At 65.5% G+C, this 19,660-nt stretch carries 18 protein-coding genes and 1 tRNA gene; 8 read left to right on the plus strand and 11 right to left on the minus strand.

Translation table 11 applies throughout. From position 1 onward, the window contains the following. Positions 1 to 94 precede the first annotated feature (94 nt). Positions 95 to 619, plus strand: coding sequence for a DUF309 domain-containing protein (locus TX76_RS01150; protein WP_049898454.1), 525 nt, complete (start codon positions 95 to 97; stop codon positions 617 to 619). A gap of 2 nt (positions 620 to 621) precedes the next feature. On the opposite strand, the gene TX76_RS01155 is transcribed toward TX76_RS01150, so the two are convergent. Beyond that, positions 622 to 1,068, minus strand: a complete 447-nt coding sequence (locus TX76_RS01155; RefSeq protein WP_049898580.1) for an NUDIX domain-containing protein — start codon at positions 1,066 to 1,068, stop codon at positions 622 to 624. Between the two features lie 96 nt (positions 1,069 to 1,164). Here TX76_RS01155 and TX76_RS01160 point away from each other — a divergent pair, with 96 nt between their 5' ends. After that, positions 1,165 to 2,007, plus strand: a complete 843-nt coding sequence (locus TX76_RS01160; RefSeq protein WP_049898456.1) for a M14 family metallopeptidase — start codon at positions 1,165 to 1,167, stop codon at positions 2,005 to 2,007. Here TX76_RS01160 and TX76_RS01165 read toward each other — a convergent pair. Both TX76_RS01165 and TX76_RS01170 read right to left on the minus strand, forming a co-directional pair. Next, the gene (locus TX76_RS01165) at positions 1,986 to 2,585 is read right to left on the minus strand and encodes a cupin domain-containing protein (RefSeq protein WP_049898458.1); all 600 of its coding nucleotides are present in this window, start codon (positions 2,583 to 2,585) and stop codon (positions 1,986 to 1,988) included. The two genes, TX76_RS01160 and TX76_RS01165, sit on opposite strands and share 22 nt — an antisense overlap. Further along, entirely contained in the window at positions 2,582 to 3,031 is a 450-nt protein-coding gene (locus TX76_RS01170) for a UPF0179 family protein (protein ID WP_049898460.1), read from the minus strand. Before TX76_RS01170 ends, TX76_RS01165 begins: the two co-directional genes overlap by 4 nt. 128 nt (positions 3,032 to 3,159) lie before the next feature. Here TX76_RS01170 and TX76_RS01175 point away from each other — a divergent pair, with 128 nt between their 5' ends. Then, complete coding sequence (locus TX76_RS01175) at positions 3,160 to 3,501, plus strand: 2Fe-2S iron-sulfur cluster-binding protein (protein ID WP_049898461.1); 342 nt, start codon at positions 3,160 to 3,162, stop codon at positions 3,499 to 3,501. Between the two features lie 99 nt (positions 3,502 to 3,600). On the opposite strand, the gene TX76_RS01180 is transcribed toward TX76_RS01175, so the two are convergent. Then, positions 3,601 to 4,014 (minus strand): DUF5820 family protein, encoded by a 414-nt coding sequence (locus TX76_RS01180; protein WP_195155972.1) that lies wholly within the window; start codon positions 4,012 to 4,014, stop codon positions 3,601 to 3,603. 295 nt (positions 4,015 to 4,309) lie between these two features. Here TX76_RS01180 and TX76_RS01185 point away from each other — a divergent pair, with 295 nt between their 5' ends. The 4 genes from TX76_RS01185 to TX76_RS01200 are packed head-to-tail and all read left to right on the plus strand — an operon-like array spanning position 4,310 to position 12,041. Beyond that, positions 4,310 to 6,382 (plus strand): PrkA family serine protein kinase, encoded by a 2,073-nt coding sequence (locus TX76_RS01185; RefSeq protein WP_049898463.1) that lies wholly within the window; start codon positions 4,310 to 4,312, stop codon positions 6,380 to 6,382. Further along, complete coding sequence (locus TX76_RS01190) at positions 6,382 to 8,709, plus strand: PrkA family serine protein kinase (RefSeq protein ID WP_049898465.1); 2,328 nt, start codon at positions 6,382 to 6,384, stop codon at positions 8,707 to 8,709. The genes TX76_RS01185 and TX76_RS01190 overlap by 1 nt, the downstream gene beginning before the upstream one ends. A gap of 1 nt (position 8,710) precedes the next feature. Continuing rightward, complete coding sequence (locus TX76_RS01195) at positions 8,711 to 10,027, plus strand: YeaH/YhbH family protein (RefSeq protein ID WP_049898467.1); 1,317 nt, start codon at positions 8,711 to 8,713, stop codon at positions 10,025 to 10,027. Positions 10,028 to 10,049: 22 nt separating this feature from the next. Further along, positions 10,050 to 12,041, plus strand: coding sequence for a SpoVR family protein (locus tag TX76_RS01200; RefSeq protein ID WP_049898468.1), 1,992 nt, complete (start codon positions 10,050 to 10,052; stop codon positions 12,039 to 12,041). A gap of 74 nt (positions 12,042 to 12,115) precedes the next feature. On the opposite strand, the gene TX76_RS01205 is transcribed toward TX76_RS01200, so the two are convergent. The 7 genes from TX76_RS01205 to TX76_RS01235 all read right to left on the minus strand — a co-directional run bounded on the left by TX76_RS01205 (position 12,116) and on the right by TX76_RS01235 (position 18,228). Next, entirely contained in the window at positions 12,116 to 13,543 is a 1,428-nt protein-coding gene (locus tag TX76_RS01205; RefSeq protein ID WP_049898470.1) for an MATE family efflux transporter, read from the minus strand. Then, positions 13,540 to 14,139 carry a TetR/AcrR family transcriptional regulator gene (locus tag TX76_RS01210; protein WP_049898471.1) on the minus strand — a complete coding sequence of 200 codons (600 nt, stop codon included), beginning with the start codon at positions 14,137 to 14,139 and terminating at the stop codon, positions 13,540 to 13,542. The genes TX76_RS01205 and TX76_RS01210 overlap by 4 nt, the downstream gene beginning before the upstream one ends. Before the next feature lie 134 nt (positions 14,140 to 14,273). Continuing rightward, entirely contained in the window at positions 14,274 to 14,744 is a 471-nt protein-coding gene (locus TX76_RS01215; protein WP_049898473.1) for a carotenoid biosynthesis protein, read from the minus strand. Positions 14,745 to 14,902: 158 nt separating this feature from the next. After that, entirely contained in the window at positions 14,903 to 15,097 is a 195-nt protein-coding gene (locus TX76_RS01220; protein WP_049898476.1) for a cold-shock protein, read from the minus strand. Between the two features lie 173 nt (positions 15,098 to 15,270). Beyond that, positions 15,271 to 15,376, minus strand: a tRNA-Glu gene (locus TX76_RS01225). 53 nt (positions 15,377 to 15,429) lie between these two features. After that, a complete protein-coding gene (locus TX76_RS01230; protein WP_049898478.1) occupies positions 15,430 to 16,149 on the minus strand; it encodes an NUMOD3 domain-containing DNA-binding protein in 720 nt (239 codons plus the stop codon). Positions 16,150 to 16,260: 111 nt separating this feature from the next. Continuing rightward, positions 16,261 to 18,228 (minus strand): 3-hydroxyacyl-CoA dehydrogenase/enoyl-CoA hydratase family protein, encoded by a 1,968-nt coding sequence (locus tag TX76_RS01235; RefSeq protein ID WP_049898480.1) that lies wholly within the window; start codon positions 18,226 to 18,228, stop codon positions 16,261 to 16,263. Positions 18,229 to 18,393: 165 nt separating this feature from the next. Between TX76_RS01235 and TX76_RS01240 the strand changes: the two genes are divergently transcribed. Continuing rightward, positions 18,394 to 19,548 (plus strand): acyl-CoA dehydrogenase family protein, encoded by a 1,155-nt coding sequence (locus TX76_RS01240; RefSeq protein WP_049898482.1) that lies wholly within the window; start codon positions 18,394 to 18,396, stop codon positions 19,546 to 19,548. Positions 19,549 to 19,660 lie beyond the last annotated feature (112 nt).

Consider the following 19,660-nt stretch of genomic DNA (forward strand, 5'->3'; position numbering starts at 1 on the left):
TATAACCGCCGGATGTCGGCCGATCGCAGTCGGTCGAAAACGTCGAGCCCACACCCGGCGCTGGCTTCAAACGGGCGGCGTTCGTCGATCGAGTATGGACGAGCACACCCGCGACCCGACCGTGGGACCGCCAAAAGGCGATCCGGAGGGCTGGCGGGCTGACAGGGCGGCTACTGCCGACGACGAGCGGGCCGAAGGGCCCGCGAGTGGCCAGTGGGAGCATGCCACCTGCCGGCGGGCGGTCGTCCACGGCGTCAGGCTCTACAACACCGGGAAATATCACGCCTCACACGACTGTTTCGAGGACGAGTGGTACAACTACGGGCGAGGGAACACCGAATCGAAGTTCTGCCACGGGATGGTCCAGGTCGCGGCCGGCGCGTACAAGCACTTCGACTTCCACGACGATGCAGGGATGCGCTCGCTCTTTCGCACCGCACTCGATTACTTCCGAGGCGTCCCTCGGGACTTCTACGGCGTCGATCTGCTCGACGTGCGGACCACCCTGACCAACGCGCTCGACGACCCGACGGCGCTCCACGGCTGGGCGATCCGACTCGACGGGGAATCGCCAGAAGCGCGCCCGGAGGACGTCGCGTACGCGGCAGCGCTCGACTGAGTTCACCAATCGAGTGCCGCGCGGCGCTCGTCGGCCATCGTCAGGAACTCCGCGGTCCACGGCGACAGCGCCGGTCGATCGAGCGCTGCCCCGACCGACAGCCACTCCACGGCGGCGACCTCCTCGGGGGCGGCGATCCGCGCCTCGCCCTCGTCGTGCCGACAGAGAAACACGACGTTCACGCAGGGCGTCCCGTCGTCGGTCGTGAACGCGTTGCTCTGGACGTACCGTGGATCCGTGATTCCGATGTCGACCTCCTCGCGAACCTCGCGCCGGAGCGCGCTTTCGAGGACGTCACCAGTGTCGATCGCCTCGACCGTCCCGCCGACGAGCGCGAGCGCCCCGGCGGCGTGGTCCTCGGTCGTCGCACGTTCGATAAAGAGGTACTCGCCGTCGCGGTGGATCGCGGCCTCGACGTTCACGGCGTAGCGGTCGTCGGTTCCGGTCATTCGACAGCCGTCGATCGAGGGGAGCGGATCGTGCTCACGGTGCGTTCCGGCCCAGTACCGGACCACTCAAAAAGGCGGGCACGTTAGGGAGGGTAGATGCGAATCGAGCAGTTGGGCGACGGTGAGCCCGAAATCGCCGTCGTCGGCGGGATTCACGGCGACGAGCCGTGCGGCGTGCGCGCGGTCGAGCACCTCCTCGACGCCAGGCCGGACGTCGACCGGCCGGTGAAGTGTATCGTGGCGAACGAGGAAGCGCTGGCTCGCGAAACCAGATACGTCGACGACGACCTGAACCGGGTGTTCCCCGGCGACCCCGACAGCGACTCGCACGAACGACGGCTCGCCAGCCGGCTCCTTCAGGAGCTCCGGGGCTGTACGACCCTCTCGATGCACTCGACCCAGTCGTATCCGGGGCCGTTCGCGGTCGTCGCCGACGACGAACTCGCGCTCACCCAGTCGGTCTGCCCGTATCTCACGCTCGACGCGGTGATCGACGCGGGCGCGTTCACCGAGGGGCGGCTCGTGGGGTACGCCGACGTGATCGAGGTCGAGTGTGGCTATCAGGGCACCGAGGACGCCGCGACGAACGCGATCGCGCTCACCGAGGCGTTCCTCGCCGCGGTCGGCGCGCTGCCTGGCGGCGAGACACGCGCCGACGGCGTTCCGCTCTACCGCCTCCAGCACCTCATCCCGAAGGGCCAGGCGTCGGGCTACGAGGTGTTCGTCACCAACTTCGAGCGCGTCGCGGCGGGGGAGACCTACGCCGCCGCGGGCGACGAGCGACTCGTCGCCGAGAAACCGTTCTACCCCGTCCTGATGTCGCCGTACGGCTACGAGGACGAGTTCGGCTACGCCGCCGAACTCGCTGGCAAGCTCGGTGGTGACCCGGTGAAGGACGCTGGCGAGGAGCGTCGCGGTCAGTCGAGATACTCCGGGTAGCGGTCGTCGTAGCCGACGCGTCGTCCCAGCGGTTCGAGCGCTCGGATGCCGAGCCGCTGCAACTCGGTGGGAACCCGGGCGAGATAGAGCATATCGTCGTACTCGTCCAAGAGCACCGCGAGTCGGAGGGCGTTGAGCGGCATCCCCGAGGGAGTCGTGGGTGCGCCGTCGCGGGCGATCCCGTAGGTGATCCGCATGAACGCCTCGGTCCGCAGGCCTGGCGTGACGCTCCCGTCGAGACGGAGTTCGTCCTCGCCCGCGTTCCAGAACCGGTGGGGCGTGTCGGCGGGGATGGTGACGGCCTCGCCGGGCCCGAGCACGCGCTCTTCGTCGCTGCAGCGCTCGCCCGATCCGTCGGCCGACGCGAACCGTGCCTCGTTCGCGAACACCCCGAGTCGACCCGCCGCGACGGCGAGGCGCTCGTCCTGTTCGGGATGGACGTGGAGCATCGGCCCGTGACCGTCGGGTGCGAGCGTCATCACGAACCGCAGCGGGTCGGTCGCGGGGTCGTCCGGCCGGTCCACGAACCGGACGCGCTTGCCGCTGACCGGCGTCGTGACCACGTCGTCGCGGGTCATCCGTCCGGCGGTGCGAACTCGACGAGCGTCAGCTCGCGGTCGAGATGGCAGTAGTCGTGTGGCGGGTCGCCGATCACCTCCTGGATCCGGTACTCGGCGTCGAAGTCGGCCCCGGCGGGCTCGCAGTACTCGTGGCTCGGGCACTCGGTGTGTGGACAGGGACCCTCCAGACGGGCCTTGCTGCCGGCGTACGCGCTCTTGGGGGAGACGTTCGCCATCACGGGTGCGGGCTCGACGTCGACCGCCCGGACGCCGGTGTCGTGGACGCCACATTCGAGCGTCTGGGTGTTCTCCCGGACGCCGGTGATGCGGTACTTCACCCCCTCGCGCAGGTTGAGACACTGATCGCGGTAGGGACAGCCCTCGCAGGCGCTCGCCTCACCCCGATAGACGAACTCGGTGCCGACCTCCGCGAGCCGCGTGCCGACGAGCGTGATCTGTGACATACCAGACACCACGCCGCGAGTCCGAATAAAAACACGGCTTCGACGGTGGTCGCCGGTGAGTCCCACGGACGAGTCGTGACACACCGATCCGCCGGTGGAATCAGGGATGCCGAGACCGTACGGCCCACATGAACGAGCGGATCCCGGTGAGGGTCGTCACGGAGTGCGAGGAAATCACGATCGAGGTCGAGCGCGGTGTCGTGCTCCGGGACGCGCTGCTCGACCACGGGTTCTCGGTGTACGGCACGGTCTCGCAGTACGCCAACTGCGGCGGCCGCGGGCTGTGTGCGACCTGCACTGTCGAGGTCGACCCCGCACCGGAGCCGACTCACTGGCACGACGCCGCGGCCGTTCGGTTCGGGTACCCGCGGCTCTCGTGCTGTATCGAAGTCGAGGAGCCGCTGACGGTCCGCCTCCTCGACAAACACGTCTGGGGCCAGGTGCTTCCGCGTCAGGCGACGCCGGAGTAGGCCACCATTGCGGTCGCAGTCGATCGCCTTCGTCCGTCCATCCGTTCGAGCGGGTCCACGATCGATACCGGCTGGAACCCGATACCAGCGCTGCGATCACTACTCTCGTCCGGTCAGCTCGTCGAGTTTCGCGAAGTACTCCTCGCGTGGGACCTGGTACAGCCCCCGATAGTCGATCGCACCAGCGGCGAACCGTTCCGCGAGATCGATCGCGCCCGTGACGGCCGCCTCGCGCGCCTCGAACCGGTCGGCGTCGCGGTCGACGTCGGGTTCGAGGTACAGCGTGACGTACCACGAGTCACCAGTGGTGGAGCGCTCAGTTCCGGGACGGCGCGACCGCCGGCCGTGGGTGAGGTAGATCGTCGGCAGACACGGGGCCGGATAGTCATGTGTGTCGAACACGTCCGGCCGGTAGACCAGCACGCACCGCTCTTCGGACTCGTTCCAGACGGTCCATCCGGCGGGGAGCGAATCGAAGTCGGTCACGCGTGGCCGTCGGGGCCCGGTTCCCATAGCCCTCGCGGTCGGCCGACAGTCCACCGGAACGGAGTTTCTGGCGAGAGTAGGGACAACGGTTTTACGCATCCAACCCCTCCTATATGGTAGTATCGGTGGGACGTCCTACCATGCTACGCCGCCCCGAACCGCTCCGCGGACCGGCTGTCCCGACACCGACCGTCGACCGCGTCGTTCCCCGACGAGAGCGTCACGCGTGAACACATGACACGACAACGGCGCGCGCCGGTCCCCACCGGTGTGCATGCGCAGCCAGCAGCCCCCCGCGCGAGCGGGGCGACGAGGTGACACAATGTCAGGCGACACCGAAACACTCGAAAGCCTCAGCGAGGAGTACCGGGCATCGATTCCGACGGACCTCCGCACGACCCGGCCGTTCCAGTGGTATCTCGACGAAGTCCACGACGAGCCACGCGTCGCGCGCAACGCCCACCAGCGCGTCGCGGACATGTTCGACTTCTACGGAACCGAATACGACGAGGACGACGGCGTCGTGGAGTATCACCTCGCGAGCGAGGACCCGCTCTCGGACGGCGAGAACACCTTCTACGGCCGGGAGATCCACGAGGCGATCCACGAGTTCGTCAACAAGGTCAAATCCGGCGCGCGCGGGCTCGGTCCCGAGCGCCGGATCAAGCTCCTCCTCGGCCCTGTCGGCTCGGGCAAATCCGACTTCGACAGGCAAGTGCGGCGGTACTTCGAGGACTACACCGCACGCGAGGAGGGACGGCTGTACACCTTCCGGTGGACCAACCTGTGTGATGTCATTCCGGATCAGGACCCCGCCGACGACGTCGTTCGCTCGCCGATGAACCAGGACCCGCTGGTGCTCCTGCCGCTCGATCAGCGCACCCAGGTCGTCGAAACGCTGAACGACCACCTCGACGCCCCCTACTCCATCCGGAACGAGCAGGCACTCGATCCCGCCTCGGAGTTCTACATGGATCGCCTTCTCGAATACTACGACGACGACCTCCAGCAGGTGCTGGAGAACCACGTTGAGGTCGTCCGCCTGGTGATCGACGAGAACAAGCGCCGCGGGATCGAGACGTTCGAGCCCAAAGACAAGAAAAACCAGGACGAGACCGAACTCACCGGGGACGTCAACTACTCGAAGATCGCGGTCTACGGGGAAAGCGATCCCCGTGCGTTCGACTATTCGGGGGCGTTCTGTAACGCCAACCGGGGAATCTTCTCGGGCGAGGAACTCCTCAAACTCCAGCGGGAGTTCCTCTACGACTTCCTCCACGCGACCCAGGAGATGACGATCAAGCCGAAGAACAACCCCCGGATGGACATCGACCAGGTGATCGTCGGCCGGACGAACATGCCCGAGTACAAGGAGAAGAAGGGCGACGAGAAGATGGAGGCGTTCAACGATAGAACGAAACGGATCGACTTCCCCTACGTCCTCCAGTACGGCGAGGAGGCCAACATCTACCGGAAGATGCTCCAGAACGCCGACGTGCCCGACGTCAACGTCGAGCCACACACCCTGGAGATGGCGGGTCTCTTCGGCGTGCTCACCAGGATCGAGGAGCCCGACTCCGGGACAGTGGACCTCCTTCAGAAGGCGAAGGCGTACAACGGCGAGATCGACGAGGCCGAGGACGTCGACGTGAAGAAACTGCGGGAGGAGGCGACCGAGACCGCCGAGATCGGTGAGGGGATGGAAGGAGTGAGTCCCCGATTCATCGGCGACGAGATCGCGGAGGCGATCATGGACTCGATGCACCGGGAGCGAAACTTCCTCTCGCCGCTCACCACGTTCAACCACCTCGAAGCGAACCTCGAAAACCACGGCTCGATCGCGGCCGACCTCTTCGACACGTACTACCGCTACCTCGAACTCGTGCGCGAGGAGTACAGGGAGCGTGCGATCGAGGACGTCCGGCACGCACTGGCGTACGATCTCGACGAGATCCAGCGCCAGGGCGAGAAGTACATGGACCACGTGATGGCGTACATCGACGACGACACCGTGGAGGACGAGTTGACCGGGCGCGAGCAGGGCCCCGACGAGACGTTCCTCCGATCGGTGGAGGAGAAACTCGACGTGCCGGAGGACCGGAAGGACGACTTCCGTCAGGAGGTCTCGAACTGGGTCTCCAGGAGAGCGCGCGAGGGTGACACGTTCAGTCCCCAGGACAACGACCGACTCCGGCGCGCCCTCGAACGGAAGCTCTGGGAGGACAAGAAACACAACATCAACTTCTCGGCGCTGGTCTCCTCGGGCGAGATGGACGACGACGAGCGGAGCGCGTGGATCGACGCGCTGCGCGAGCAGGGCTACTCCCGCGGGGGAGCGAAGGAGGTGCTCGAGTTCGCCGGCGCGGAGGTCGCCAAAGCCGAGATGGAGGAGTGATGACCGACCACGACCCGTCCAGTGAGGAGCCAATCACGACGGACGGAGCGGCGGGCGAGGACTACGTTACGGCTGCCGACCGCACGCTCCGGGCGACCTACGAGGAGCCGATGAGCCTCGCGGAGTACGTGGACAGAGCGCTCGAAGAGCCCGCGATCGCCGCCCACGCCGCGAAGTACCTCGTGAGCGCGATCGAATCGGGCGGAACGCGGACCGTGATCGAGGAGGGCGAGGAGAAGGAGCGCTATCGCTTCTTCGACGACCCGCACAACGACGGCGAGCACGCGATCCTCGGGAACACCGAGCTCCTGAACGCGTTCGTCGACGACCTCCGATCGATCGCGGCCAGACGCGGGAAGGAGGAGAAGATCATCTGGTTCGCGGGGCCGACCGCGACCGGGAAGTCCGAACTCAAGCGGTGTCTCATCAACGGCCTGCGCGAATACTCGAAGACCGATTCGGGCCGGCGCTACACCGTCGAGTGGAACGTCGCGGGGGCCGGCGACGGGCCAGGCCTGACCTACGGCGACGAGTACCAGGACGACGAGGACGACTGGTATCAGAGTCCGGTCCAGTCCCATCCACTCTCGGTGTTCCCGCCCGAGATCCGCGCGGAGATCGTCGCCGCGATCAACGACCGCCGTGACGACCACATCCCGGTCGTGGCCGAGGGACGGCTCGATCCGTTCTGCCGGGAGGCCTACGAGTTCTTGGAGGACCGGTATCGCCGCGAGGGCGTCGACGATCGGTTCTCGGCGGTCACGGACCCGCGCCACCTCCGGGTGAAGAACTACGTCGTGGACGTCGGCCGCGGGATCGGCGTGCTCCACTCGGAGGACTCGGGCAGCCCGAAGGAACGCCTCGTGGGGTCGTGGATGGCGGGAATGCTCCGCGAGCTCGAATCGCGCGGGCGGAAAAACCCCCAGGCGTTCAGCTACGACGGCGTGCTCAGCCAGGGCAACGGCCTCCTCACGATCGTGGAGGATGCGGCCCAGCACGCCGATCTCCTCCGAAAACTGCTGAACGTGCCCGACGAGGGGAGCGTGAAGCTCGACAAGGGGATCGGGATGGACGTCGACACCCAGCTGATGATCATCTCGAACCCCGACCTCGAAGCCCAGCTGAACCAGCACGCCGAACGCAACGGCGAGGACCCGCTGAAGGCGCTCAAGCGCCGGCTCGACCGGCGGGAGTTTCGCTACCTGACGAACCTCTCGCTCGAAGCCGAGCTGATCCGGCGCGAGCTCACGAACGAGACCGCGATCTGGCGAGCCGAGTCGGCCGCCGAACTCGAAACGAAGATCCGCGAGCCGCTCACCGTCGACGTACGCGACGAACACCGGGTCAAGACGGTGGAGCTCGCGCCGCACACCGTGTCGGCGGCGGCGCTGTACAGCGTCGTGACGCGGCTCGACGACGATCTTCCCGCGGGATTGGATCTCGTCGACAAGGCGCTCCTGTTCGATCAGGGCTACCTCCAGCGCGGCGACGAGCGCGTCGAGGGCGACGAGTTCGACTTCGACGACGGGGCGGATGGCGAGGCCGGTATTCCGGTCACGTACACCCGGGACGTGCTCGCGGACCTGTTCTACGCCGACCGCGACCGTCACCATCCCGATCTCGCCGTGGAGGACGTCGTCCTACCTCAGGACGTGCTCGACGCGATGGCCGAAGGGCTCGCGGACGCACCGGTGTTCTCGGCGGACGAGCGCGGCGAGTTCGAGAGCCGGGTCGTGACAGTGAAAAACGAAGTGTTCGACCGCCAGGAGGAGGACGTGCTCGACGCGATGATGCGAGACAAGCGCGTCGACGAGGACACCGTCGCGGAGTACGTCGAGCACGTCTACGCGTGGGCGACCGACGAGCAAGTCGCAAACGACCGTGGCGAGCGCGTCGATCCCGATCCGCTGAAGATGAAGATATTCGAGACCGAGCATCTGGGGCGGTTCGATCCCGAGAGTTACGACGGCAACGAGCCTTCGCCGGCCGTCCGGGAGTTCCGCACGGAGAACATCATCACCGCGCTGAATCGCCACGCGTGGCACAGTCGCGACGAGGAGTTCCGGGCGAGCGATGTCGCGCTCACCGAGATCCCCGTGATCGATTCGGTGCTCGGGAGCTACGACTGGGACGACGTCCGTCGCACCTTCGAGGACTTCGACCCCCGTCAGTGGGACGACCCGCCGAGCGGCACCGAGACCGCGCGCTGCAAGGAGGAGACGATCGACAACATGATCGACCTGTTCGGCTACACCGAGGCCTCGGCGGAGCTGACGAGCCGCCACGTCATGAGCCAGGTGAGCTATCAGTGGTCACGGAGGGGCTGAGATGGGACTTCAGGACGACCTCGAACGGTATCGTGAAGTCGGCGAGGAGCGCCGCGAGGACTTAGCGGAGTTCATCCAATACGGGGACCTCGGCGGAAGCCGCCCCGACTCGGTCCGGATCCCGATCAAGATCGTCGACCTGCCGGGCTTCGAGTACGACCAGCGCGACCAGGGCGGCGTGGGCCAGGGCGACGGCGACACGCCCGAGCCGGGCCAGCCGGTCGGCGAGCCACAGCCCCAGCCAGGCGACGAGGACGGCGATCCCGGCGAGGAGGGTGGCGAGCACGAGTACTACGAGATGGACCCCGAGGAGTTCGCTCAAGAACTCGACGAGCGCCTCGGCCTCGACCTCGAACCCAAGGGCAAGCAGGTCGCGGAGGAGGTCGAGGGCGATTACACCGACATCACGAACACCGGCCCGGACTCCACGCTCGACTTCGAGCGACTGTTCAAAACGGGATTGAAGCGGAAGCTCGCGATGGACTTCGACGAGGAGTACGTCCGCGAGGCGCTCCGGGTCGACGGGATGGGGCCACAGGCGGTCTTCGAGTGGGCGCGCGCGAAGCACCTCCCGGTCTCGCGGGCGTGGATCGACGACGCCTACGCGAGCCTGCCGGCGGCCGAGCGCACGAGATGGACGAGCATCGAGGAGATGGAGGCCAACGTCGAACAGACCGACACCGCGACCCGGATTCGCCGAGAGGGGATCGATCACGTCCCGTTCCGCCGGGAGGACGAGCGCTACCGCTACCCCGAGATAATCGAGGAGTACGAGAAGAACGTCGTCGTCGTCAACATCCGGGACGTCTCGGGCTCGATGCGCGAGGGCAAACGCGAGCTGGTCGAGCGAACCTTCACACCGCTCGACTGGTATCTCACCGGGAAGTACGACCACGCGGAGTTCGTCTACATCGCCCACGACGCCGACGCGTGGCGGGTCGATCGCGACGACTTCTTCGGCATTCGATCGGGTGGCGGAACCAAGATCTCCTCGGCGTACGAACTCGCGAAGGAGGTTCTGGAGGAGGAGTACCCGTGGAGCGACTGGAATCGGTACGTGTTCGCGGCGGGCGACTCCGAAAATTCGAGCAACGACACCGAGGAGCGGGTCGTTCCGCTGATGGAGGAGATTCCGGCGAACCTCCACGCGTACGTCGAGACACAGCCCTCGGGCAACGCGATCAACGCGACTCACGCCGAGGAGATCGAGCGGAGCTTTGCGGATGCGGGAGACGTCGTGGTGGCGTACGTCTCCTCGCCCGACGACGTGGTGGACGCGATCTACCGCGTTCTCAGCACGGAGGACGACGACGAATGAGGACGACAGGAGGAGGACGATCATGAGTGACCGCATCACCGCCCAGCGCATCGCGCGCGAACTCGAAGCACCGGTCGAGGAGGCCGCGAACCTCGCGAAGAAGCTCGGGCTCGATCCCTACCCGGTGAACTACTGGATCGTCGATCACGACGAGATGAACGAGTTGATCGCCTACGACGGGTTCCAGACCCGGTACCCCCACTGGCGATGGGGGATGAAGTACGACCGCCAGCAGAAACAGACCCAGTTCCTCGGCGGGAAGGCCTTCGAGATCGTCAACAACGACGATCCCGCCCACGCCTTCCTCCAGGAGTCGAACGCGCTGGCCGACCAGAAGGCGGTCATCACCCACGTCGAGGCCCACGCCGACTTCTTCGCACACAACCAGTGGTTCGGCCTGTTTACGGGGGGCGAAACCCCGAACGCCGCGGCGATGCTCGCACGCCACGCCGACACCATCGACGAGTACATGTCCGATCCCGAGATCGACCGCGAGGACGTCGAGAAGTGGATCGACACGATCCAGTGTCTCGACACGAACATCGATCGCCACGAGGCGTTTTCGAGCGCGACCGAGGAGGAAGCCGAAACCGCCGAGCTCGACGATATCGCCGACCAGCTCGACGAGCTCGATCTCGAAGGAGAGGTCGTCGACGAGGTGTTCGACGAGGAGTGGCTCGAATCACAGCGCGACGACGAGGAGTCGGCGACGATCCCGGCTGAGCCCGAACAGGACCTCCTCGCCTTTTTCTGGCGACACGGGATGGCGTACGACGACGAGGCCGGCAAGGCCGTCGAGATGACCGAGTGGCAGCGCGACGTGCTCGAAATCCTCCGACGGGAGGCGTACTATTTCGCGGCCCAGCGGATGACCAAGGTGATGAACGAGGGCTGGGCGGCGTACTGGGAGTCGATGATGATGGGCGAGGAGACCTTCGCAGGGGCCGACGAGTTCCTGAACTACGCCGACCACCAGGCGCGCGTGCTCGGCTCCCCCGGACTCAACCCCTACAAGCTCGGCAAGGAGCTCTGGGAGTACATCGAGAACTCCGTCAATCGCCGCGAGGTGATCGAGCGCCTGCTCCGCGTCGAGGGGATCACGTGGCGGAACTTCCACGACGTGATCGATTTCGATTCGGTTCAGGAGCGTCTCGCACCCGATCCGATGGTCGACGTGATTTCGTCGGAGCGACTCGCTTCGCTCGATCCCGACGATCCTCGGATCGACGCCGCGGCGCTCGAACGCGCACGTGAAGGCGAGATCGATGTCGAACGCTATCCCTGGAAGGTGTTGGCCGAGGCGGGGATGGCCGAGCGGCACTACTCGCTCGCCAAACCCCAGAATCGCGGATTCGTCAGGCGGACGAGTCGCGAGGAACTCGAACGGGTCTCGCGGTACCTCTTCGACGGGGAGCGCTACGCGAGCGTCGAGGATGCGCTCGCCGAGGTCGACCGCTCGGCGGGCTGGGACCGGATGTTCGAGATCCGCGAGAGCCACAACGACGTCACCTTCATCGACGAGTTCCTGACCCAGGAGTTCGTCGACGACAACGACTACTTCACTTACGAGTACACCCAGGCGACGCGGGATTTCCGCGCGACCTCGACCGACTACGAGGACGTCAAGAAGAAACTCCTGCTCCAGTTCACCAACTTCGGCAAGCCCACGATCACCGTTCACGACGGCAACTACAACAACCGCAACGAACTCCTGCTCGCCCATCACTACAACGGCGTGATGCTCGACGTCGAGCAGGCGAAACAGACCTTGGAACGGGTGTACGACCTCTGGGGTCGGCCCGTGAACCTCAAGACCGTCGTGAAGGAGATCGACGAGCACGATCTCGAGGTCGCGAAGCGCCGCGAGCGCGAACCAGACCCCGAGGAGCGTGGGAAGCTGATCCGCTACGACGGCGAGAGCTTCACCACGGAGGACCTGCCGTGGGAGGCAGTCGAGGAGATCGCCGCGACGGACGTCGACTACGACACGAAACCCGACGAGTGGCTGGCGTGAGCGGGCCAACTCCCGGAATCACGCGATCGGATTCGCGACGCCAGTAGTTGACAACAGTCGGACCAGTGATAGCCCTAGTCGTCCGCCGCACTCGTGGCTGCGTCCGCGCGACCATGGCTTCGGGTGAGGTCGGCCGAACGCCACCCGCCGCGGCGGAACCACAGGTACGCGATCGTCGCGCCGGCGACGTTCGAGATCCCGAAGGAGAGCCAGACGCCAGGCGGGCCGAGCGGCTCCGCGACGAGCCACGCGAACGGAACCCGGATCAGCCCGAGCATCAGGATGGAGATCGCGGCGGCGACGGTGGTCTGGCCGGTGCCGCGAAAGCCCCCGGTGTAGGCGTACATGATCCCGATGAACCCGAACGTCGGTGCGACGTACCGGAGGAACCGTGCGCCGATGTCGATCACCGCTGGGTCGGACGTGAACACCGCCACGATCGGGTCGGCCGCGATCCACGAGACGATCCCGAGGACGGTGAGCGCAACGAACATCGCCCTCGCTGCGAGGCGATTGGTCTGTGCAGCGCGGTCCGGCTTACCAGCGCCCACGTTCTGTCCCGTCATCGTCTCGACGCCCTGCGAGAGCGCGATCGCGGGCAGGAACACCACCGAGAACACCCGCGTCCCGATGCCGTAGGCGGCGACCACCGAGGTCGAGAACGTCGCGATGATCACCAGCATCAGGTTGATCGAGATCGCCCGGCCGGTGCCCTCGATCGACGCCGGGATACCGATCCGGAACAGCGTCCTGGCGAACTCCGGGTCGGGAACCATGTCGCGGAGGTTGATCGTCACGCCGCGCGAGCCACGGACCATGATCGCGAGCCCGACGACGAACGCGATCGCGCGCGAGAACACCGTCGCGATCGCCGCGCCCTCGACGCCGAGTTCGGGGACCGGTCCCCAGCCGAGGATCAAGACCGGATCGATCGCGACGTTGAGGACGACCGTCCCGGCCATCACGAGCATCGGCGTGATCGTGTCGCCGTAGCCCCTCATCAGCGAGACGAACATGAAGAAGCCGAACACGAACACGAGCCCGAGAGCGTAGACCCGCATGTACTCGGTCACGAGCACCGCGACGGCGGGCGACGCGCCGAGCAGCCGAACGAACTCGTCGACGAACGGGTAGCTGAGCACGCCCAGCACGATCGAGCCGATGATCGCGATCGAAACCGTCTGGGAGGCGGCGTAGGCCGCGCGCTCCTCGTTGCCAGCGCCGGTGTGCTGGGCAACGAGGACGCTACCGGCGACCGACAGCCCGAGCGCGAGCGAGATGAGGAAAAAGACCATCGGGAACGCGAAGCTGATCGCGGCGAGCGCGTCCGTGCTGTACTGGCCGAGCCAGAACGTGTCCGCGAGGTTGTAGGCAGTCTGGAGCAGGTTCGTGATCACGAGCGGCAGCGAGAGGTAGAAGAGGGGTTTCGCGATCCCGCCCGAGGTGAGATCGAACTCCTCCTGGGACTTGAACAGTCCCGACAGCCGATCGAGAACACTCATTCTGCGGCGACCTCCGAGCCGTCGTCGGCGAGTAGCTGGCTCCGCACGTACTCGACGAACAGCTCCCGCGTGACCTCGGCCGACTGGCCCTCGGTCACCCAGCGGACGTGTGCGCCGTTGAACAGCGTCACGAGGAAGGTCGCGACCCTGTCGGGATCGACGTCGTGGAAGACACCTTGCTCGATCCCCTCGGCGACGATCGATCGGCACTGGTCGTGGACGAACGCGTCGAACTCCCCGATCCGCTCGCCGAACGCGTCGTCGTAGGGCACCTGCGCCTTGATCGCGAGGATCGCGGTCTGGAACGCGCGCTGGTCGTCGCGCGCCGGCGGGGTGAGCGCCCGGTCGACGAACGCCACGAGCCGCTCGGCGGGGTCGTCGCCCTCGGGTTCTCGAAGTCGTGCGGTGAAGTCCTCGTAGAGGGCCGCGAGAAACGCCAGCAGGAGGTCCTGTTTGGTGTCGTAGTGGTAGTGAAGCGCGGCCTTGCTCTTGGTCGACTCGTCCGCGATGTCCTGCATCGTGAGATCCGCGTAACCGTGTCTGCAGAGCGCGGCGTAGGTCGCGTTGATGAGTTCGTCGGTGGTGTCGTCGGTCATCGCTCGTTGCCCTAACTGGCTGGTCAGTCAGGTAAAGGGTTTCGGAACGTGTCGTTCCACACGATCGAACGCTCGGTATCAGGTTCCGGTTCGATCCCCGATCCGGAAGAGGACGTCCACAGTCTGATTTTCCCTCAGAGAAACGGAAGGGCGAGCGTCGCTGTGATGGCACTGATCGCGAACCAGCCGGCGAAGTTCCACCACGGCACGCCGCGATAGTGCGGGCCGGGCAGGCCGCCGGTGTACGTCCAGTAACCCTCGGCGACGCCCCGGTGGTCGGTGAACAGGTCGTACGTCGTGGCGAGCACGGCGGCAGCCACGACCGCCGTCCAGCCGTCGGCCACGAGCAGCGCGAGCCGGAACGCGACGTAGACCGCGGCCATCCACCCGAAGAGAACGTAGAGCGGGACGCCGAGAACCTCCGGATCGAGGTGGTGTTCGAGCCAGCCGAGGTCGACGACGACCGCCTCGGCGACGAACGCCACGAGCGCACCCCCGGCGAAGAGGGCGACCGTCGCGCCCAGTGGCCACGTGAGGAGCGCGTGAACGAGCGCACCGAGGCCGAGCACGACGGTAGTTACGGCGAAGCGGCGACTGCTGGGCATATAGGGTCGTCTCTCGCCCGGAAGAAAACGTTTCAGTCGACCCGCTACGCTTTCGTGTATTTTTCCTGGGCCGACGAGTTCGGGATCGTCGTGACTACCGGACGAGTGAAAGAAAAATCGGCTGTGAGTTGTTTGCTGTTCCGATGACCGCGAGCGACTTACTGTCGGGTGAGGTTGGTCGCTCGGGGTCCCTTGTCTGCCTGTTCGATGTCGAATTCGACTTCGGTGTCCTCTTCGAGATCCGGGCCGCCAACGTCTTCCATGTGGAAGAACACGTCCTCCTCGGAGTCCTCAGAGTCGATGAAACCGTAGCCGCCAGTGTCGTTGAAGAAGTCGACCGTACCTGTTGCCATTGCGAGTAAACACAACCCCCCTGCGGGGATAAGGGTTCCGCGAGGGGCGGTATCACGGATCTTCGAGTGGGTTCATCGTTCCAGTAGGGTGCCGTCGCTCCTCCATCAGCGGACTCCGTCGGTGGATCTCTCGAAGAAATGTAGATCGCTCTTCGGACTGATTCGGTCGAAAATGCTCGGTCGGGGATTTGAACCCCGGTCATCGGCTCTCTTCCAAAACGGGACGGACCCTATCTTGTCGAAAGGCCGAAATGATTGGCCGGACTACACCAACCGAGCGTGGCTGAATCTCGGTGTCGGCACCTAATAAGCGCTGTCGTTTGCGCTTGCACTCAGTCGGTATCGTTCGAGTCGGATGGATTCGCCAGACACTCCTCCAGAGAGAAGCCGCCGCTCGGTTGAACGTCGATCTGACCGTGTTCGGCCCTACTGTGACATCGCTTGCAGAGGAGAACGAGGTTTCGATCGTCGTGAGCGGCTTCGAGCGCGACTCCCTCCGTCTCTCGGAACAGTCGGACGGGAACGATGTGGTGAACATCGAGCGTTCGCTTCGCACCCTCGTGACCACAGTGCTGGCACACGCTGTCACGTCGCCATACTCGTTCACGTGCCTCCGCCCATCCGACCCCGTACCGTCTGCTGTATCCGCCACTCCAGTTCGGGTTCCGTTCTCCGGCCGTGGAACGACTCATCTTCCGACGTGTCTCCCTCGATCGAGAGATTCCCTGCAACGAACGCGAGATTTTCTGCCGGACGTCGGTCGGTAGTTCGCTACCCCGCTGCGCTTCGGCGATCCGTTCACGTGTTTCGTCGGAAAACGATCGTCCCTCCATCGTGCTGGAGATTTTCGCTTTCACCTCCTCGGTACGCTCCCGGCCGTACAGGGGATGATCCTCGCCGGCCATGTCACGGGTCGGAACCCCGAGCCGCTTCATTTGCTTGCGGACCGTGCTGGCGGAGACGCCGCACTCCTCGCCGATCTCCCGCTGTGTCAGCCCTTCGTCCCAGTACTTGATTTCGAGCCACCAGCCGTTTCGGTACCGTCGTGCCATCGGCTATCGTCTATTCGCCTCGGTTTACTACCTAAAGCCTCGGGTCGGGCCGCTTCACACGCTACCGATCGCAGTCGTCGCGCAATCGTCGAAATCGGCCGTCGAGTTCGCTTACTTCCCCTCGAACTCGGGCTCGGAGTCGCCCATAAAGGCCGTGACGCCCTCCATCAGGTCGTCGGTGTTGACGAGGTGGCCGAACGCCTGGGATTCGATTTCGAGCCCCGCATCGGTGTCCTCCCAGCCCCGGAGCATGGCGCGTTTCGTGAACTTCTGGGCGATCGGCGGGCCGGCGGCGAGGGCGGCCGCCTGATCGAACGCCGTGGATTCGAGGTCCCCCTCGACCACCTCGTTCACGAACCCGAACTCCGCCATCTCGCTCGCCTCGTAGCGCTCGGCGGTCAGAATGATCTCCTTCGCCCGCCCCATCCCCACGATCTGCTGGAGGCGCTGCGTACCGCCCCAGCCCGGCAGGAGCCCGAGGTCGAGTTCGGGCTGGCCGAACTCCGCGCGCTCGGTGGCGATCCGGAGGTCCGCACACGTCGCCAGCTCCATCCCCCCGCCGAGACAGTAGCCGTCGATGCCCGCCACGACCGGCATATCGCACTCTTGGAGCTTGCCGAACGTCTGCTGGCCCTTTCGTGAGAGTTCGATCGCGTCGAGCGGGGCGGCGCTCGCGGCCATCGACTGGACGTCCGCGCCCGCCGAGAACGCCTGGTCGCCAGCGCCGACGAGCAAGATCGCGCGCACGTCGTCGTCGGCTTCTAACTGATCGACCGCAGTCCCGAGCTCGTCGAGCAGATCGAGATCGATGGTGTTCATCCGGTGGGTCCGATCGAGCGCGATCCTCCCCACCTGCTCACCGGGGTAGCTGACCTCGATGTTCTCGAAGGCGACGTCGTCGGTGTCGCCGTTGCGGTCGTAGAACCCGCCCGATTCGGCTGCCTCGCCGAGGTAGTCGGCGGGTTCGTACCGCGCCGCACCGGTCTCGTCGTGGAGCTCGTCGAGCGTGGCGTGGAGATCGTCGAGTCCGCGTTCGTCCGCGAGCTTCGCCGGCCCGTTCGGGAAGCCCGCGCCGAGCATCACCGCTTCGTCGATGTCGCTCGCCGGCGCGACGTCGCCGCCGATGAGCTTCGCGACCTCGTTCGCCATCACCGCAAGCAGTCGGGACTCGATCTCCTCGGTGCCGGCATCCGTCGGAATATCGGCACCCTCGCCGTCATCGTAGTCGTAGAATCCCTTCCCTGTCTTCTTCCCGAGTTCCTCCGCCTCGACCTTCTCGGCGAGCAGCGGACTCGGCTCGTAGGCCTCACCGAGGGTCTCGTGCATGTATTCGAGGACGTGATAGCCCACGTCGATCCCGACCTGGTCCGCGAGTTCGAAGCTCCCCATCGGGAGGCCCATGTCGAACTTGGTCGCGCTGTCGACTTCGGCGATCGTCGCCACATCGTCCTCGACCAGCCACGCGGCCTCGTTCATCAGCGGCACGAGGACTCGGTTGACGATGAAGCCCGGACTGTCCTTCCGGACGCGCACGGGCGTCTTGCCGAACCCCTCGGCGAGCGCCTCGACGGTGTCGAGGGTCTCGTCGGCGGTTTCGGCTCCAGCAATCACCTCGACGAGCTGCATTCGCACGGGAGGATTGAAGAAGTGCATCCCGCAGAACCGCTCGGGCCGGTCGGTGACCTCCGCGAGGTCGGTAATGGAAAGCGAGGAGGTGTTCGTGACGAACAGCGCCTCATCGGGGGCGTACTCTTCGACCTCCCGGTAGACGTCCTGCTTGATGTCCATCTTCTCGGGCACGACCTCGATCACGAAGTCCACCTCGGAAACCGCGTCCTCGAGTTCGACCACCGGCGTCACGCGGTCGAGCGCGGCGTCGGCCTCCTCTTCGCTCAGTTGATCTCGCTCTTCGAGCTTGCCGAGGCTCCACTCGATGTCGTCGTAGCCGCTTTCAACCAGCTCCTCGTTGATGTCACGCAGCCTGACTTCGTACCCCGCGAGCGCCGCGACCTCGGCGATGCCGTGCCCCATGTTCCCTGCCCCCAGCACCGCGATGGTTTCGATGTCCTCGGCGTTCATGACTCACTAGTCGGTCTCGCCCGCGTGGTTTCAACGTTTCCCTCCCGTCGCTTCGTCGTGGAACGACGCCGTCTATCGAGGTGACGAGCGCCGATCTCGAAAACTATTCGTGAGTTTATTTCCGGGTGCGAAGCTACTTGTCGTCGGAGTCTGTAATGGCCGATCATGGACTACGGCCTCTCGGACGAGCAACGACAGATCCGCGACGAGGTCCGGCGGTTCGCAGAGAACGAGATCGCGCCGATCGCGAGCGAGTACGATCGCGAGGAGAAGTACCCTCACGACCTGATCGACACCGCCGCCGAGATGGGGATGCTCGGTGCGAGTATCCCGGTGGAGTACGGCGGCGCTGGCTACTCCACCCTCGAAACCGCCCTCGTCATCGAGGAGCTGTTCGCCGTCGATCCGGGGATCGGCCTCTGCGTGTCGAGCACCGGGTTCGGCAGCGAGGCGATCCGGGAGTTCGGCACCGACGAGCAGAAAGCGGAGTATCTGCGGCCGCTCGCGAACGGCGAGGCGATCATGGGCGCGGCGATCTCCGAGCCCGACACCGGCTCCGACGTCTCCTCGGTCTCGACCCGTGCCGAGAAGGAGGGCGACGAGTGGGTGATCGACGGCAACAAGATGTGGATCACCAACGGCTCCGTCGGCGATTTCTTCGTCGTGCTCTGCAAGACCGACCCCGACGCCGAGGGCCGGTACAACGGGTTCAGCCAGATCATCGTCGAAGCCGACAGAGAGGGATTCACCGCCGAGAAGATCACCGGCAAGCTCGGGATTCGGGCCTCCGATACCGCCGAACTCCTCCTCGATGGGGTTCGCGTTCCCGAAGAGAACCTCCTCGGCACCCGCGGCGCGGGCTTCCTCCAGCAGATGCAGTTCTTCGACGAGACCCGTACTGGTGTCGCCGCCCAGGGCGTCGGCATCGCCAAGGGCGCACTGGAGCGCGCGCTTGAGTACGCCCAGGAGCGCGAGCAGTTCGGCCGGCCGATCGGCGACTTCCAGGCGATCCAGCACAAGCTCGCCGACATGCACACCACGACCGAGGCCGCCCGCCAGCTCACCTACAAGTCGGCGTGGAGCGTCGAGAACACCGACGAACAGCTCACCACGCTCGCCTCGATGGCGAAGGAGTACACCTCGAGGATCGCGGTCGAGGTCGCGGACGAAGCAGTACAAATTCACGGCGGGTCGGGTTACGTCGACGACTTCGACGTCGAGCGGTTCTACCGCGACGCCAAGATCACCCAGATCTACGAGGGCACGAGCGAGATCCAGAAAAACGTGATCGCGCGCGAACTCCTCGGGAAGGGCTTCTGAAACCCACTTTTTTACAGAGGGCCCTCAGTCGCTCGCGTTGCTCGCTCCTTCGAACCCTCTCCAAAAACCTGTCTCCGTGAGCGAAGCTCGACGATGACGAAAACCGAAGGTT

Source organism: Halococcus agarilyticus, from assembly GCF_000334895.1.
Taxonomy (GTDB): Archaea; Halobacteriota; Halobacteria; order Halobacteriales; family Halococcaceae; genus Halococcus; species Halococcus agarilyticus.

Bases quoted from the DNA above. Each gene is read 5' to 3' on its own strand.
- TX76_RS01150 (WP_049898454.1), top strand. From the start codon at position 95: ATGGACGAGCACACCCGCGACCCGACCGTGGGACCGCCAAAAGGCGAT.
- TX76_RS01155 (WP_049898580.1), bottom strand. From the start codon at position 1,068: ATGACCGGAACCGACGACCGCTACGCCGTGAACGTCGAGGCCGCGATC.
- TX76_RS01160 (WP_049898456.1), top strand. From the start codon at position 1,165: ATGCGAATCGAGCAGTTGGGCGACGGTGAGCCCGAAATCGCCGTCGTC.
- TX76_RS01165 (WP_049898458.1), bottom strand. From the start codon at position 2,585: ATGACCCGCGACGACGTGGTCACGACGCCGGTCAGCGGCAAGCGCGTC.
- TX76_RS01170 (WP_049898460.1), bottom strand. From the start codon at position 3,031: ATGTCACAGATCACGCTCGTCGGCACGCGGCTCGCGGAGGTCGGCACC.
- TX76_RS01175 (WP_049898461.1), top strand. From the start codon at position 3,160: ATGAACGAGCGGATCCCGGTGAGGGTCGTCACGGAGTGCGAGGAAATC.
- TX76_RS01180 (WP_195155972.1), bottom strand. From the start codon at position 4,014: ATGGGAACCGGGCCCCGACGGCCACGCGTGACCGACTTCGATTCGCTC.
- TX76_RS01185 (WP_049898463.1), top strand. From the start codon at position 4,310: ATGTCAGGCGACACCGAAACACTCGAAAGCCTCAGCGAGGAGTACCGG.
- TX76_RS01190 (WP_049898465.1), top strand. From the start codon at position 6,382: ATGACCGACCACGACCCGTCCAGTGAGGAGCCAATCACGACGGACGGA.
- TX76_RS01195 (WP_049898467.1), top strand. From the start codon at position 8,711: ATGGGACTTCAGGACGACCTCGAACGGTATCGTGAAGTCGGCGAGGAG.
- TX76_RS01200 (WP_049898468.1), top strand. From the start codon at position 10,050: ATGAGTGACCGCATCACCGCCCAGCGCATCGCGCGCGAACTCGAAGCA.
- TX76_RS01205 (WP_049898470.1), bottom strand. From the start codon at position 13,543: ATGAGTGTTCTCGATCGGCTGTCGGGACTGTTCAAGTCCCAGGAGGAG.
- TX76_RS01210 (WP_049898471.1), bottom strand. From the start codon at position 14,139: ATGACCGACGACACCACCGACGAACTCATCAACGCGACCTACGCCGCG.
- TX76_RS01215 (WP_049898473.1), bottom strand. From the start codon at position 14,744: ATGCCCAGCAGTCGCCGCTTCGCCGTAACTACCGTCGTGCTCGGCCTC.
- TX76_RS01220 (WP_049898476.1), bottom strand. From the start codon at position 15,097: ATGGCAACAGGTACGGTCGACTTCTTCAACGACACTGGCGGCTACGGT.
- TX76_RS01230 (WP_049898478.1), bottom strand. From the start codon at position 16,149: ATGGCACGACGGTACCGAAACGGCTGGTGGCTCGAAATCAAGTACTGG.
- TX76_RS01235 (WP_049898480.1), bottom strand. From the start codon at position 18,228: ATGAACGCCGAGGACATCGAAACCATCGCGGTGCTGGGGGCAGGGAAC.
- TX76_RS01240 (WP_049898482.1), top strand. From the start codon at position 18,394: ATGGACTACGGCCTCTCGGACGAGCAACGACAGATCCGCGACGAGGTC.